Annotated in this window: 15 protein-coding genes; 10 read left to right on the forward strand and 5 right to left on the reverse strand. The window is 32.9% G+C overall.

Annotated features, from left to right (window positions below):
* The first annotated feature begins 14 nt into the window (after positions 1–14).
* Positions 15–815, forward strand: a complete 801-nt coding sequence (gene proC / locus LG45_RS08080; RefSeq protein ID WP_035125986.1) for a pyrroline-5-carboxylate reductase — start codon at positions 15–17, stop codon at positions 813–815.
* Between the two features lie 54 nt (positions 816–869).
* Here proC and LG45_RS08085 read toward each other — a convergent pair whose 3' ends face one another.
* Positions 870–1,847 (reverse strand): fasciclin domain-containing protein, encoded by a 978-nt coding sequence (locus tag LG45_RS08085; RefSeq protein WP_035125988.1) that lies wholly within the window; start codon positions 1,845–1,847, stop codon positions 870–872.
* 333 nt (positions 1,848–2,180) lie between these two features.
* Between LG45_RS08085 and LG45_RS08090 the strand changes: the two genes are divergently transcribed.
* From LG45_RS08090 to pafA, 5 genes are all read left to right on the forward strand, one after another.
* Positions 2,181–2,891: a toxin-antitoxin system YwqK family antitoxin gene (locus tag LG45_RS08090; RefSeq protein ID WP_035125990.1), complete on the forward strand. Its 711-nt coding sequence runs from the start codon at positions 2,181–2,183 to the stop codon at positions 2,889–2,891.
* Between the two features lie 105 nt (positions 2,892–2,996).
* Complete coding sequence (mnmA, locus tag LG45_RS08095; RefSeq protein ID WP_035125992.1) at positions 2,997–4,187, forward strand: tRNA 2-thiouridine(34) synthase MnmA; 1,191 nt, start codon at positions 2,997–2,999, stop codon at positions 4,185–4,187.
* A 57-nt stretch (positions 4,188–4,244) separates the two neighbouring features.
* Positions 4,245–5,870, forward strand: a complete 1,626-nt coding sequence (locus tag LG45_RS08100) for a S8 family serine peptidase (RefSeq protein ID WP_035125994.1) — start codon at positions 4,245–4,247, stop codon at positions 5,868–5,870.
* A 23-nt stretch (positions 5,871–5,893) separates the two neighbouring features.
* Positions 5,894–6,832 carry an NAD(P)H-dependent flavin oxidoreductase gene (locus LG45_RS08105; protein ID WP_035125995.1) on the forward strand — a complete coding sequence of 313 codons (939 nt, stop codon included), beginning with the start codon at positions 5,894–5,896 and terminating at the stop codon, positions 6,830–6,832.
* 65 nt (positions 6,833–6,897) lie between these two features.
* On the forward strand, positions 6,898–8,508 hold the full coding sequence (pafA, locus tag LG45_RS08110) for an alkaline phosphatase PafA (RefSeq protein ID WP_035125997.1): 1,611 nt from the start codon (positions 6,898–6,900) through the stop codon (positions 8,506–8,508).
* A 59-nt stretch (positions 8,509–8,567) separates the two neighbouring features.
* On the opposite strand, the gene lysA is transcribed toward pafA, so the two are convergent.
* Complete coding sequence (gene lysA, locus LG45_RS08115) at positions 8,568–9,773, reverse strand: diaminopimelate decarboxylase (protein WP_035125998.1); 1,206 nt, start codon at positions 9,771–9,773, stop codon at positions 8,568–8,570.
* A gap of 384 nt (positions 9,774–10,157) precedes the next feature.
* On the opposite strand from lysA, the gene sucC reads away from it, so the two are divergent.
* The gene (gene sucC, locus LG45_RS08120; protein ID WP_035126000.1) at positions 10,158–11,351 is read left to right on the forward strand and encodes an ADP-forming succinate--CoA ligase subunit beta; all 1,194 of its coding nucleotides are present in this window, start codon (positions 10,158–10,160) and stop codon (positions 11,349–11,351) included.
* Between the two features lie 57 nt (positions 11,352–11,408).
* Here the strand turns inward: sucC and LG45_RS16465 are convergent, their stop codons facing one another.
* Together LG45_RS16465 and LG45_RS08125 are read right to left on the reverse strand one after the other, a co-directional pair.
* A complete protein-coding gene (locus tag LG45_RS16465; RefSeq protein WP_165570799.1) occupies positions 11,409–11,576 on the reverse strand; it encodes a hypothetical protein in 168 nt (55 codons plus the stop codon).
* Positions 11,577–11,682: 106 nt separating this feature from the next.
* The gene (locus LG45_RS08125; RefSeq protein ID WP_035126002.1) at positions 11,683–12,258 is read right to left on the reverse strand and encodes a pentapeptide repeat-containing protein; all 576 of its coding nucleotides are present in this window, start codon (positions 12,256–12,258) and stop codon (positions 11,683–11,685) included.
* 110 nt (positions 12,259–12,368) lie between these two features.
* On the opposite strand from LG45_RS08125, the gene LG45_RS08130 reads away from it, so the two are divergent.
* The 3 genes from LG45_RS08130 (at position 12,369) to LG45_RS08140 (ending at position 15,587) form a co-directional block, all read left to right on the forward strand.
* The gene (locus LG45_RS08130; protein WP_035126003.1) at positions 12,369–12,896 is read left to right on the forward strand and encodes an NUDIX hydrolase; all 528 of its coding nucleotides are present in this window, start codon (positions 12,369–12,371) and stop codon (positions 12,894–12,896) included.
* A gap of 72 nt (positions 12,897–12,968) precedes the next feature.
* Positions 12,969–14,087 carry a vWA domain-containing protein gene (locus LG45_RS08135; RefSeq protein ID WP_035126005.1) on the forward strand — a complete coding sequence of 373 codons (1,119 nt, stop codon included), beginning with the start codon at positions 12,969–12,971 and terminating at the stop codon, positions 14,085–14,087.
* A 42-nt stretch (positions 14,088–14,129) separates the two neighbouring features.
* Positions 14,130–15,587 (forward strand): hypothetical protein, encoded by a 1,458-nt coding sequence (locus LG45_RS08140; protein ID WP_035126011.1) that lies wholly within the window; start codon positions 14,130–14,132, stop codon positions 15,585–15,587.
* Between the two features lie 75 nt (positions 15,588–15,662).
* Here LG45_RS08140 and LG45_RS08145 read toward each other — a convergent pair whose 3' ends face one another.
* Positions 15,663–16,154, reverse strand: coding sequence for a DUF2059 domain-containing protein (locus LG45_RS08145; protein WP_131494646.1), 492 nt, complete (start codon positions 16,152–16,154; stop codon positions 15,663–15,665).
* Positions 16,155–16,180: the final 26 nt, after the last annotated feature.

The raw sequence follows: 16,180 nt of genomic DNA on the forward strand, positions 1-16,180 counted from the left end.
TATTTTATTTGCATATGAAAGTATTGATTTTAGGTTACGGAAACATGGGGAAAACCTATGCAAATAGTTTTATAAGCTCAAGATTTATAAAACCAGAAGATATTTATTTACTAGTTCGTGATGTTTCTAAAGTTGTTCTTGAAAATGGAATACTTCAATCAAATTGTTACGAAAAGCCAGCACAAGACATTGGTAATTACGATATTCTAATTTTAGCTGTAAAACCCCAAGATTTTGAAAATTTAGCGCAATCGATAAAACCATTTCTGAAAGAAAATCAAATGGTACTTTCTGTAATGGCAGGTGTAAAAATTGCTAAAATCCAAAACGAATTAGGTTGTAAAAAAGTGGTGCGATCCATGCCAAATATTCCAACTCAAATCGGAATGGGAATGACCGTATTTACAGCATCATCTGAAGTTGATAGGAAAGAATTGTTCATTATTCAAAATCTAATAAATACCACAGGAAAATCAATTTATATAGAAGATGAGAATCTTTTAAACGTAGCAACAGCTGTGTCTGGAAGCGGTCCAGCGTATGTGTTTTTCTTCATGAATGCCATGATAAAAGCTGCAGTAGATTTAGGTTTCAATGAATCGGAAGCAGAATTGTTAGTTAATCAAACTTTTATGGGTTCGGTTGCAATTCAAAATAGTTACTCATTATCCAACGAAGATTGGATTAAAAAAGTAGCATCCAAAGGCGGAACTACTGAACAAGCTTTGAATGTTTTCAATTTAAAATCGGTCGAAGAAAATATCATCGAAGCTGTAAATGCTGCCAATAAACGAGCAATAGAATTGGGTTCATAAAAAAAAGCGCAACTTAAAAAAGTTACGCTTTTAATTTCCATAGCAATATTAATGTTAGTTAAATGCAGGTAGTAAAACTTTATCGATTGCATGTACAATACCATTTGAGCATTGAACATCAGTTAGGATAATATTTTTATTTACTGTAGAACCAGCGTCATCTATTGATGTACCAGTTATTGTAAATCCTTCACCTTGGACAGTTGGGATATTTCCTGTTGGAATTGCATTTGAACGAACATTTACTCCGCTTACAACATGATATGTTAAAACCTCAGTTTTCAAATCACTACTTAAACCAGTATACAATGCTAATGTTGCATCATCAAATGCTGTATTGACTGGAGCAAATACCGTAAAAGGAGCAAGTGTACCAGCTTGAGTGTTAGTTTGTTCTAAAGTAGATACTAGATTTTGGGCAACTAATAAACTTGTTAAAGTACTGAAATTTGCGTTTGCTTTAGCGTGATCAACAATATTTGGAATTTGAATAACTCTGTTCACAACATGAATTACACCATTACTTGCATCAACATCAGCAGTTGTTACAACAGCGCCTTTGTTGTTAATTCCACCATTTAAGGTTACAACATTCCCTGCTTTTTGAACATACATGCTAATTGTAGGTGAATTAGCAGCCGAACTAAAAGGAGAAAGTGTTGAAACGTAGGTTGAAGCTGGAATTGCAGAGCTCAAAATTTCACCACTTACAACATGATTTAATAAAATTGCTTTTAAAACATTTACGTCAACATTATTTACATTTACATTAGCACCAAGAGATGCAAAAAAAGTATTGAATGCCTCATTCGTTGGAGCAAAAACAGTAAATTGACTTGTTCCGTCTAGTGTAGACACTAAATCAGTTCTAGTTAATGCAGTTTCCAAGATTGAAAAATCTTCACCAGCTATAGCAATGTCAGCTATTGTTTGTGGTTGCGTAGAGTTGTTGTCATCATCATCACTACAAGATGTTGATAAAATTGCAATGAATGCAAATAGACCAAGAAATTTTAATTTGTTCATTTTCATAATAGTATGTTTTTTTTGTTTATTCAAAGATAACGAGTTTTGTTTAATGTAATTACATATACGTTAAACACTATAATACGATTTTTATAAAATTTAACTATTTTGTTTAACTTTTATAACTCGAATTGTTCTGTATACATTCCATAAATATTTATTTTGTTGTTTAACTACATCGTAATAGTGTTAAACAAAATAGTTGCTTTTTAATAAAAGTTTAACTTCTAAAACATAAAAAAAATCTTATAAATTTGGCATTCTCTAAATTTGGAACCATTTTTGCAACAATAAAATCATTCTATTTTAGTTATAAATACCATTAAATTAATCTCAATTATGAAATACCTATTATTATTTCTTTTATCTTTCAATTGTATTTTTGCTCAAGACGTTAACAAGTTAGACGATAAAGGTTTAAAACATGGTTTATGGAAAGGATCTTATCCAGATTCTAATCGTCCGAGGTATGAAGGTACATTCGAGCACGGCAAAGAAACTGGATTATTCAAATTTTTCGATGATACAAAATCAGGAACAGTAATTGCAACTCGTGAATTTAATCTTGCCGATAATTCGTGCTACACCATTTTTTACAATCAAAGAAAATATAAGGTAAGCGAAGGTAAGCTGGTTAACAAATTGTATGAAGGCGAATGGAAATACTATCATTTTGATTCTCCAGATATAATGACAACCGAATTGTATGTTAAAGGGAAATTAAACGGAGTTAGAAAAGTATATTTCAAAAGTAAACTTATTGCCGAAGAAGCAACGTACAAAAATGGTTTAAAGGACGGCGTTTATAAAAAGTACGCTGAAAATGGTGTTGTTATTGAAGAATGTAATTATAAAAACGGACTTCTAGAAGGACTTTCCATTTTTAGAAATGCAAAGAATGAAGTGGTTTCTAAAGGAAATTACAAGAAAGATAAAAAAGAAGGTATTTGGGAATTCAATAACAATGGCAAACTTACAACAGAAAATATGAGTAAGCCTAAGCAACGTAAATTTGAAAAGAAAGATCCTAAACCCGAACCTAAATATTAGTAAATAGATAAATCTTACCGAAGTATATGTTTTAGTGATTAAAGCATATACTTTTTTTTATTATTTGACGTAAATTTGCAAATTCAAATTAAAGAGGAATAAATAATGAAACGAGTTGTCGTTGGACTTTCTGGTGGTGTAGATTCGAGTGTTGCTGCTTATCTTTTAAAAGAACAAGGTTATGAGGTAATCGGACTTTTTATGAAGAATTGGCACGATGATTCAGTTACAATTTCTAATGAATGTCCGTGGCTTGAAGACAGCAACGACGCACTTTTAGTTGCCGAAAAATTAGGTATTCCTTTTCAAACGGTTGATTTAAGCGAACAATATAAAGACAAAATTGTCGATTATATGTTCAAAGAATACGAAAACGGAAGAACTCCAAACCCTGATGTTTTATGTAATCGTGAGATAAAATTTGATGTTTTCATGAAAATTGCATTATCCCTTGGTGCCGATTTTGTAGCCACAGGTCATTATTGCAGAAAAGGAGAAATTGATGTAGATGGAAAGCCAGTTTATCAATTACTTGCAGGGAAAGATGATAATAAAGATCAATCTTATTTTTTATGTCAGTTATCGCAAGAGCAATTAGCTAAATCATTGTTCCCAATTGGCGAATTAACAAAACCACAAGTTCGCGAAATCGCTACCAAAATGGAATTAGTAACTGCCGAAAAGAAAGATTCACAAGGTCTTTGCTTTATTGGTAAAGTACGTTTACCCGAATTTTTACAACAACAATTACAACCAAAAGAAGGTTTGATATATGAAATTCCTGCTAATAGCGAGATTTACAATCAAGAGAAACCAGTGTTCAGTTCACTCGAAGAGCAATTACAATTCGAATCAACTTCTATAGAATACAATCCACAATCGTCTGGGAAAGTAGTTGGAAAGCATCAAGGTGCACACTATTTTACCATCGGACAACGAAAAGGACTAAATGTTGGCGGTACAAAAGAAGCTCTTTTTATAATTGCAACCGATGTAAAAACCAACTCCATTTATACAGGACAAGGTGCAAATCATCCTGGATTATTTAAAAAAGCATTGCGTATTCAACCATCAGAAATTCATTGGATTCGTCAAGATTTAACACTTAATGATGGAGAATCTATGGAAGTTTTGGTTCGAATTCGTTACCGTCAAGAACTTCAAAAAGCAACGTTACATAAATTCCAATCGGGATTGTATGTTTCTTTTGAGTCACCTCAATCTGCTATAACCGAAGGTCAATTTGCTGCTTGGTATTTAAACGACGAATTAATTGGTTCGGGTGTAATTTCGTAAAATCAAACTTGGTGCTATTTTTTTTCGTAATTTTGATACAACCAAATTTTATTTGCTATGAAGAAAATATTATTTCTACTCATTTTTCTTGTATCAATTTCTTCTTTTTCACAAGAAGATGCTTGGGTTTATTTTACAGATAAACCGAATGCTGCTGCTTTTCTTGCAGATCCACTTACGATGTTAACACAAAGAGCATTAGATAGAAGAACTGCACAAGGAATCCCAGTAACAACTAATGATGTACCAATTCATCAACCTTACATTAACCAAATAACAGCGGCAACTGGAATTACAGTAAAAGCAAAATCTAAATGGTTAAATTGCCTTCACATCAGTGGAAGTGTTACAGATATTAACGCTTTGTCAAGTTTAACTTTTGTTGATCATATAGAATTTGCCAATCCATCTTTAAATACTTCTGGAAAAATTAAAAATCCAAACGTAAGTAATAAAGAACAAGTAATAAACAAACAAATGGATGTTGAAATTACATTCGCATACGGAACTTCTGCCAATCAAATTCAAATGCTTAACGGTCATCTTTTGCATCAAGCCAATTATACCGGAACAGGTAAAATAATTGCGGTATTGGATTCTGGATTTATAAATGTAAATTCTACACAACCATTCGAAAGATTGTTTACCAATAACTTAATTTTAGGTGGTTACAATTACGTAAGTCAATCTACAAATATATATTCGCTTCACAATCACGGAACTATGGTTTTATCTTGCATGGGCGGTTATACCGAAGGTCAATTAGTTGGAACGGCGCCAGATGCACAATATTATTTATTTGTTACAGAAGATATTGCTTCAGAAAATCCAGTAGAAGAAAGTTATTGGGTTGAAGCTGCCGAAGAAGCCGATCGATTAGGGGTAGATATTATTACTTCTTCACTAGGTTATTTTGGCTATGATAACCCAAGTTATAGTTATACTTACAGTGATTTAACAGGGAATTCTGCCTTTGCATCAAGAGGTGCAAATATCGCTTTCTCTAAAGGAATTATTGTTGTGGCAAGTGCTGGAAATTCTGGTGCAACTGCCAATCCATATATTGGAGTTCCAGCAGAAGCTACCAATGTTTTAGCAATTGGAGCTGTTCAAGCAAATGAAAATTATGCTGCTTTTAGTTCGATCGGACCATCGTTTGACGGAAGAGTTAAACCAGATGTTATGGCTCAGGGACAAAATGCGTATGTTGCAACCACCGCTGGAAGTATTACAGCTGCTAGCGGAACATCATTTTCCGGACCAATTATGGCAGGTATGATTGCTAGTTTTTGGCAAGCCGTTCCTTCCTTAACAAACCAGCAAGTTGTAAATTTAGTTAAGCAATCATCCGATAGGTTTAATCTTCCAACTTTTCAATATGGTTATGGAATTCCCGATTTTCAATTGGCTATTGCAAATGCCGCATTAGATGTAAATGAAGCAACTAGCAGTAATTTCGTGGTGTATCCAAATCCAACTAAAGGAACTATCTCATTTTCAATTCCTGACGGATTTTTAAATTCTAAAATTATGATTTATAATTCATTAGGTCAAATTGTTTTAGAGCAAAATATCAATCAGTCAAATCCAACTCTTTCGTTAGAAAATTTAAATTCGGGAGTCTATTTCTATAAAATCGCTTCCGCAAATACTACTCAGACTGGTAAAATAATTAAAAATTAAAACACGGATTTCTTTCGGAAAACATGAACAAAATTACTCAACTTTTCAACATACAATATCCAATTATTCAAGGCGGAATGATTTGGAATTCAGGATATAAATTAGCAAGTGCCGTTAGTAATTCTGGCGGATTAGGACTAATCGGAGCTGGTTCAATGTATCCAGAAGTTTTGAGAGAACACATCCAAAAATGTAAGAAAGCAACCGATAAACCTTTTGGTGTAAACGTTCCAATGTTGTATCCCAATATTGAGGAAATTATTCAAATAATTATTGAAGAAGGCGTTAAAATCGTATTCACATCAGCAGGAAATCCTAAAACTTGGACCTCGCATTTAAAAGCCAACGGAATTACAGTTGTTCATGTTGTGAGCAGTTCTAAATTTGCTTTAAAAGCTCAAGAAGCTGGAGTTGACGCAGTCGTTGCCGAAGGATTTGAAGCTGGCGGACACAATGGAAGAGAAGAAACTACAACATTAACTTTGATTCCGATGGTGCGAGAAAATATCACGATTCCATTAATTGCAGCTGGCGGAATTGCAACTGGTCGTGGCATGCTTGCAGCGATGATTCTCGGTGCCGATGGTGTTCAAATGGGAAGCCGATTTGCAGCATCAACCGAAAGTTCGGCACACGATGATTTCAAAAAAACAATAATTGAAACTGGCGAAGGTGACACACAAGTTACTTTGAAAGAACTGGCTCCTGTGCGATTAATAAAAAATAAATTTTATAATGACGTTCAAGAATTGTATTCTAAATGTCCGTCTAAAGAAGATTTAGAAAATTTATTAGGAAAACGAAGAGCAAAACGCGGCATGTTTGAAGGTGATTTAATCGAAGGCGAACTAGAAATTGGTCAAATTGCTGGATTAATTCACGATATAAAACCAGTTGAAACAATAATTTTCGAAATAATTTCCGAATTTAATTTGGCTAAAAAAGAAGCACTCACTTTATAAAATTCTTAAGATTTGCATCACATTGCTTTGAAATCTTATCCTTACTTTTGTCGAAATACTTTTAAATGAAAAAGATACTTTTAGTTACTGCGTTTGTAATTTTCTCAAACCTTCAAGCCCAAGAACGTCCAAAATTAGTTGTCGGAATTGTTGTAGATCAAATGAAAATGGAATACTTATACCGTTTTCAAAGTGATTTTACGGAGAATGGTTTTAAGCGATTGATGAATAGTGGTTTCACGTTTCATAATGCACATTATAACTATATGCCAACCTATACTGCGCCTGGTCATGCTTCGGTTTATACTGGAACGACGCCAACATTGCACGGAATTGTAAGCAATGAATGGTTCCACAGAACTTTAAAAAAAGACGTATATTGTACCGATGATGCTTCGGTTACAACATTGGTTCCTGGCACAGAAAGTGAAGGAAAAATGTCACCTAAAAATTTACAAAGCACTACAATTACCGATGAATTAAAATTATCTACGAACTTTAAAGGAAAGGTAATCGGAATTAGTATAAAAGATAGAGGTGCGATTTTACCTGCCGGACATTTTGCTGATTGGGCATTTTGGTATTGCAAAACTGGTGAGTTTATTTCGAGTTCATTTTATGGAGAAAAATTACCAACTTGGGTAACTGACTTTAATAACGAGAAAAATTATTTGGGTTACACCAATAAAGGTTGGGATTTACTAAAACCAAAAGAAACCTACAATGAAAGTCTAGCTGATGACAATCCTTATGAAGGAAAGTTGTACAAAAAGACGCCTTTTTTTCCTTACAATATGAAGGAAATGATTGATAATAATGATGCTGGCGTAATTAGAGTTAGTCCTTATGGAAATGATCTTTTAGCAGATTTCGCAAAGAAAGCCATCGAAAAAGAGCAACTTGGTAAAGATGAAATCACCGATTTTTTAGCATTAAGTTTTTCATCTACAGATTATATCGGGCATACTTTTGGACCAAGATCAATAGAAATTCAAGATACGTACTTGCGTCTAGATCAAAACATTGCGGACATTTTAAATTATTTAGATAAAACTATAGGTAAAGATAAATACTTAGTGTTTTTAACAGCCGATCACGCAGGAGCTGAAAATGTTACCTATTTAAAAGATAATAAATATCAAGTAAATAATATCAATTATAAAAACCTTGAAAGTGATTTGAAGGAGTTTTCTAAAGCTACTTTCGGCGAAGATTTGATATTGAATTATTCTAGTTATAATATCCATTACAATAAAGATATTTTAAAATCAAAAGGGTTGGAGTTGGAGAAAGTAAATAAAGCTTTCAAAGATTTTCTTTACACAAAAGAATATGTAAAACGCGTTTACACCGAGCAAGAAATTTTAGCTTCGTCTGGAAGTGATGTGATTTTGGATTTTATCGCAAAAGGTTATGATCCAACTCAAAATGGTGATTTACTTTTTGCTTACAAACCTGGTTACATGGAATATTCAGCAACTGGAACAACACACGGCTCGCCTTACAGTTATGATACGCACGTGCCGGTTATTTTCTATGGTTGGCATATTAAAAAAGGTACGTCACACGATAAAAAAGTAATTACTCAAATTGCGCCAACAGTTGCTCAATTGCTACAAATAACAATGCCAAATTCAACCGACAGTAAAGTTTTAACTGAGGTTTTTGAAAAATAAGAAACAAAAAAAATCCACTAATTATGTTAGTGGATTTTTTATTTATAATTGTCATCAATTTATACTTCAACCAATATCTGATTTTTAATTAAATCTTCAAAGGTTTCTCTTTTACTTATTAAGTGGCCTTTTCCATCTTTCCACAATACTTCTGCTGGTTTAAAACGTGAATTGTAGTTGGAAGCCATTGAGAAACAATACGCTCCAGCATTTTTAAAACTCAAAATATCGCCTTCTTTTATTTCAGAAATTCTTCTGTTGTTGGCAAACGTATCGGTTTCACAGATGTAACCTACAACGGTGTAAAAACGCTCTTTCCCTTTTGGATTAGAAATGTTTTCAATAGTATGTTGTGAACCATAAAGCATAGGACGAATTAAATGGTTGAAACCCGAATCGATTCCGGCGAAAACGGTTGAAGTGGTTTGTTTTACAACATTCACTTTGGCTAAGAAATATCCAGCTTGACTTACCAAAAACTTTCCTGGTTCGAAAGCTAATGTCAATTCGCGTCCGTATTCTTTTTCGAAAGCTAAAAATCTTTTTGATAATTTTTTTCCTAATTCTTCAATGTTGGTTTCGATATCGTCTTTTTTGTAAGGAACTTTAAATCCTGATCCAAAGTCTAAAAAGTCTAAATCTTTAAAGTTTTTAGCAGCGTCAAATAAAATTTCAGCAGCATACAAAAACACTTCAATATCTAAAATATCAGAACCAGTGTGCATGTGAATTCCATTTATATGCATTTTTGTATTTTCTACAATACGCAAAATATGAGGCAATTGATGTACAGAAATCCCGAATTTACTATCAATATGACCAACAGAAATATTAGCATTTCCACCAGCCATAACGTGTGGATTTATACGGATACAAACTGGAACTGTTGGATGTTTCGCTCCAAAATGTTCTAAGATAGAAAGATTGTCAATATTGATTTGAACACCTAATTTTGCTACTTCTTCAATTTCTTCAAATGAAACTCCATTTGGTGTGAAAATGATTTTTTCTGGAGAAAAACCAGCGTGTAAACCAAGTTGTACTTCTTGAATAGAAACAGTATCTAATCCTGAACCCAAGTTCTTCAACAACTTCAAGATCGAAATGTTTGATAAAGCCTTCATTGCATAATTTACGCGTAACTTTTCCACCTTGGAAAAAGCCGAAGTCAAACGATTGTACTGATTCTCGATAGTTGCTGCGTCATAAACGTACAGCGGATTGCCAAATTCCTCGGCAAGAGCTAGTAATTCTTTAGGTTGCATTTTTAAAATTTTTAGTGATTAAAGTTTAATTATTTTTTAAACTTTTATTATTGAATGATTTGCAAATATAGTAGATGTAAAAAGGTTTTGCAAAGCGTTTAACATTTCTACGAATTTGTCAATTATTTTTTGACTTTTATGTACTATCGATAATTTTTTAGCCCTGATGTTGCAATTGTTGGAGCTCTCCCGATTTTTATCGTGAAGCGACTTGCAACAGCAGGAAAATGGATTGCAAAAAATGCCCAAGCGATTCGCTCCTAATTTTTAAAACCCATGCTTAAAACTTTTAATAAATAAAGTTACTAAATTGATATACATTTCTTTTTGGTTTCGTTGAAATTAATTACTTTTGTGACACTTTAAAATCGACAAACTTTTATTATGGACATACACGAATATCAAGGAAAAGAAATATTAGCCAGTTATGGTGTAAAAATTCAACGTGGTTATGTGGCAAACAATCCGCAAGAAGCGGTTGCTGCTGCAAAACAATTGACTGCTGAAACAGGAACTGGATGGCACGTTATTAAAGCTCAAGTTCACGCAGGTGGAAGAGGAAAAGGTGGTGGCGTTAAGCTTGCTAAGAATTTGCAACAAGTTGAGGAATTGGCTGAGCAAATTATTGGAATGCAATTAATTACTCCGCAAACTAGTGCTGAAGGTAAAAAAGTACACAAAGTTTTAGTTGCTGAGGATGTTTATTATCCTGGTGAAAGTGAAACAAGTGAGTTTTATATGTCGGTTTTATTGAATAGAGCGACTGCAAAAAACATGATTGTTTATTCTACTGAAGGTGGAATGGATATTGAAGAAGTTGCTGAGCACACACCACATTTAATTTTCAACGAAGAAATTGATCCAAATGTTGGTTTACAAGGTTTTCAAGCTAGAAGAATTGCTTTTAATTTAGGTCTTTCTGGAAATGCTTTCAAAGAAATGGTTCAGTTTATTGATGCATTATACAAAGCTTATGTTGGATCAGATGCTTCGATGTTCGAAATTAATCCAGTTTTAAAAACTTCTGATAATAAAATTATTGCTGTTGATGCTAAAGTAAATCTTGATGATAATGCTTTATACCGTCACGCTGCATTAGCAGAATACAGAGACGTTCGTGAAGAAAATCCAATTGAAGTGGAAGCGAAAGCTGCAGGTTTAAATTATGTGGATCTTGATGGAACTGTTGGATGTATGGTTAATGGTGCTGGACTTGCAATGGCAACGATGGATTTGATTAAATATGCAGGTTTCGAACCAGCTAACTTCTTAGACGTTGGTGGAACTGCAGATGCAAAACGTGTGGAGTTGGCTTTTAGAATTATCTTGAAAGATCCAAACGTAAAAGCTATTTTGATTAACATTTTTGGTGGAATCGTTCGTTGCGACCGTGTTGCTCAAGGTGTTGTTGATGCTTACAAAAATATGGGTGATGCTATAAAAGTGCCAATCATTGTGAGATTACAAGGTACAAATGCTGAGATTGCTAAAGAATTAATTGATAATTCTGGTATGCCAATTTTATCTGCTGTACAATTTCAAGAAGCTGCAGATCAAGTTCAAAAAGCGCTTTCTTAATTAGATAGAAATTATTTTATATAGAAAATCCCGAGTGTAATACTCGGGATTTTTTTATTACAATTCTTCCGAATCTATTTCGTCTTTTAACGGAATCGATTTATCGTTCTTTTTTAAATATTTTTCATAATTTTTTTCGTCTTTTAAATTTCGTTTTATTAAAAAAGCGACTAAGGCAAGAGCAATTATAATAACACTTCCAACTATATACCAATTTATTTCCATAAGATTTAATTTTCACTAAAATACGAATTAAGTAAGTTCTATTTTGGCAAAGTATATTATCAAATTGAGTGAAAATTGTTAAAAAATAGTGATTACAACTTTTTACTTAGTGCTTCACCACAATATCATATTTTTCCAAAAGACCTTTTAATCCATCTTGCGAAAATATAGCTTTCTTAAGTTTGTTTTTATCTGGATCAATGGAGTAATCATAACTGGTGTAAAAATCGGTTTTGTTGGCAATAGTGTCAATAAATACTGCTTTTCGTAGATTGCAATTATCAAATAAAACTTCGGTTAAATCACTTGCCATGAAATCTACCGAAATCATACTACAATTGATAAACTGCATTTTTTTGAGTTTTAAAGCATAGAATTTCGCATAGTCCAGCAAGCAATCTTTAAAATGAAATTCATAAATAACTTGATCGGTCATGGCAAAATTTACATTGGTGAAATTACACTTTGTAAAAAACACGCCACGTAATGAAACATAATTAATTTTTGTGTCTTGAAAATTACAATCAAAAAAGTTGCAATCAATGAAAGTTACCGTTTGAAAAGTACACGTTCTAAAGTCGCAATTGTAAAAAACACAATTTTCAAATTCTTTAAATTTGGTATTGGAATCATCAAATGTTTGGTCTTTAAACTCTTGATCAAGAATATAATCTACGTGCATAATTTTATTTTAAGATGGTAAAACTACTAAAATATATCGGATGATTTGACTATAATTTCAGGCTAATTTCTACTATTTATAACTATTTTTACAAAATAAATCATGTCAAAATGGAATCTGATAACACCTCTTTTTTTAAATTTTGTCCCAATTGTAGTTCGCAAAATGTGTCGTATGTAAATAATTTCAAATTGCATTGCTACGACTGCGATTTTGTGTTGTATCATAACATTGCTGCGGCTGTCGCGGTAATTTTTACATTTGAAGATAAAATTCTTTTCACAGTAAGAAATGTCGATCCTGATAAAGGAAAATTAGATTTGCCAGGCGGATTTATAGACCCAAATGAAACTGCCGAAGAAGCTACTTGTCGAGAAATTAAAGAAGAATTAGGTTTAGCTATTTTAGCAGATAATTTGAAGTACATCACAACGGCACCAAATAATTATTTGTACAAAAATGTGCCCTACAGAACGATGGATATTTTCTACGAATGCAACCTTGAAGAAGATGCAATTTCGGTTAATGCCAAAGACGAAATTGAGGAATTGGTTTGGATAAAACGCAGTGAAATTGACCTTGATAAAATTGGATTTGTTTCTATTCGAAAAGTGATTGGTGACAAATATCTAAAATAGCGGAGTTACTTTAACTCAAAATTAGTATTCGTTTTGTTCGGTTTTAAAGTTTAAATAGTAATTTTATATGCTATGGAAAAGAACGTTAAAAAAGGATTTTTATTCAAGAACTACGAAGCGCCCAATCTTTCGCCATTTGATAAACTTTTTGAGATTTTCAAGGAGTTAATCACCCATACTTCAGGCGATTTTGACGAGGCAATAGATTGGCTAAGACAATTGGATGTTGAATACAAACTAACCGACGCCAATTACACTATCGATGATTTCATTGAAGATTTAAAGAAAAAAGGATACATCCGTGAAGAAATAAAACCCGACGGAACTTCGGGAACTGGAATCACTGCCAAAACCGAACGTGCCATACGTCAAGCGGCATTAGATCAAATTTTTGGAAATCTTAAAAAATCGGGAACAGGAAATCATAAAACAAAATATTCTGGAAACGGTGATGAAAAAACTGGTGAATTTCGAGAATATCATTTTGGTGATGGTTTAGAAAATATCTCGTTGACGGAAAGTTTGAAGAATGCTCAAATCAATAATGGCGTTGGCGAATTTCAGCTAACCGAGAATGATTTGGTGGTTGAAGATGCACAATTCAAAGCACAAATGAGTACCGTTTTGATGATTGATATCAGTCACAGTATGATTTTGTACGGCGAAGATCGAATTACTCCTGCTAAGAAAGTAGCCATGGCTTTGGCTGAATTAATCACAACTCGTTATCCAAAAGATACCATTGATATTTTGGTTTTCGGGAATGATGCATGGTCCATTTCAATTAAAGATTTACCGTATTTAAATGTTGGACCATATCATACTAATACAGTTGCTGGATTACAATTGGCAATGGATATTTTGCGTAGAAAACGAAATACCAACAAGCAAATTTTCATGATTACCGATGGAAAACCAAGTTGTGTTCGTGAAAAAGATGGAACTTATTATATGAATTCAAATGGTCTTGACGAATACATCGTTGAACAATGTTACAATCAAGCGGCACAAGCAAGAAAATTACATATTCCAATAACGACATTTATGATTGCGAATGATCCTTATTTGCAGAAATTCGTAAATCGATTTACCGAAGCCAATCAAGGAAAAGCGTTTTACACCGGATTGAAAGGTTTGGGTGAAATGATTTTTGAAGATTATGAAACGAATAGAAAGAAGAAGATTAAATAAGAGAATAGAATAAAGAAGCAAGAAAAAGAATATAGAGCTACTATGAAAGATATAAAAACATTAGGCGAATTAAAACAATCAGGATACGTTTCTAGAAGTATTAAGGACGAATTACGGGATAATTTAAGAATCAAAATAAAATCGGGAAAACCTGTTTTTGAAGGTGTTCACGGATTTGAAAATACGGTAATTCCCGAATTAGAACGTGCCATTTTATCACGCCATAATATCAATTTACTAGGATTGCGTGGTCAAGCGAAAACGCGTTTGGCAAGAAAAATGATTGAATTATTAGACGAATACATGCCCATTGTGGATGGTTCAGAAATTAATGATGATCCTTTAAATCCAATTTCGAGATTTGCAAAAGATTTAATTGCCGAAAAAGGCGATGCCACTCCAATAAAATGGATTCACAGAAACGAGCGTTTTTCAGAAAAGTTAGCTACGCCAGATGTAACAGTTGCTGATTTAATTGGCGATGTCGATCCGATAAAAGCGGCCAATTTAAAACTTTCGTATGCCGACGATCGAGTAATTCACTTTGGAATGATTCCGAGAGCGAATCGTTGCATCTTTGTCATCAATGAATTACCCGATTTACAAGCTAGAATTCAAGTAGCTTTATTTAATATTTTGCAAGAAGGTGATATTCAGATTCGTGGTTTTAAGGTTCGAATGGCTTTAGATATGCAATTTGTTTTCACTGCCAATCCTGAAGATTATACCAATCGCGGAAGTATTGTAACGCCATTAAAAGATAGAATTGGTTCGCAAATTTTGACACATTACCCAGAAACGGTTGCTATCGCAAGAACGATTACACATCAAGAAGCAAAGTTAGATAGTAAACAATCAGATTCTGTTCACGTTCCATCATTAGCGAAAGATTTATTGGAACAAATTAGTTTTGAAGCTCGTGAAAGTGAATATATTGATGCTAAAAGTGGAGTGAGTGCTAGAATGAGTATTACTGCTTATGAGAATTTATTGAGTACAGCCGAAAGAAGAGCTTTACTTTCTGGAAATGACAAAACTTCAGTTAGATTGTCTGATTTTATGGGAATTATTCCAGCCATTACTGGTAAAGTGGAATTGGTTTATGAAGGCGAACAAGAAGGTGCTGCTGTCGTTGCGCAATATTTAATAAGCGATGCCATTAAAACCTTTTTTCCAGCATTTTTTCCTAAAATTGAAAAGTTGGAACGCGATGCTGATGCAAGTCCTTATGCTAAAATATTAGAATGGTTTTTTGCAGAAACTGGATTTGAATTGCTTGATGATGCTTCTGATGAAGAATACAAAAATCAGTTGGATGCCATCAAACCATTGGAAGATTTAATTCAAAAATACCAACCCGAATATCCTTTCGAAGATAAGTATTTCTTGAAAGAATTTATACTTTGGGGTTTAGTAGAATTTGATAAACTTAGTAAAGATAGAGTAGAAGTAGGTTATCAATTTAAAGATTTGTACAGTAGTTACATCAATAAGTTGTAATAACTATTTTAAATAAAAATGTATTGATTTCTATAAAACGATAGCAATCAATACATTTTTTATTTCTTCTATTTATTATTTTTTTAATTGTTGTTTGTATATTTCAGTAATTTCTTCTGAAGCTTTTACTGATTTTATCATTAAAATCGGAAGTTTATCAGCCATTTTTTGTCCAGCAGAAGACTTGTAAAATTTTATAAGTTGGTTGATTTCTCTCAAGCTGAATTCATTTCTGTAAATCCAAATGGTGGCATTATCTAACCATTTTTTTCCGTTTCCAGATTTGAAAAAGGCTTCCATTTTATCTAATTCTTCCTTTGGTGCATTTTCCTTGCTGCGTTCTTCAGCGATTTTGTATTCTATGGCTTCGTTGATGTTAAATCCACCACGAATCTTTCTCAAATATTCAATTTTTCTAGAGAGTTTATCTTGCGGAACTGATGTTGTATCTATCTTAAAGTCTTTCATTTCTTTCGAAATTTTTTCAAAAATAGAAGTATCTTCTTTACTTTGAGAATGACTTAGAAATGTAAAAAGCGCAAAGAATAAAATTAAATAGTTTTTCATAATAACTTCAGTTTGATTATTACTTA

Source organism: Flavobacterium aquatile LMG 4008 = ATCC 11947, from assembly GCF_000757385.1.
Classification (GTDB): Bacteria; Bacteroidota; Bacteroidia; order Flavobacteriales; family Flavobacteriaceae; genus Flavobacterium; species Flavobacterium aquatile.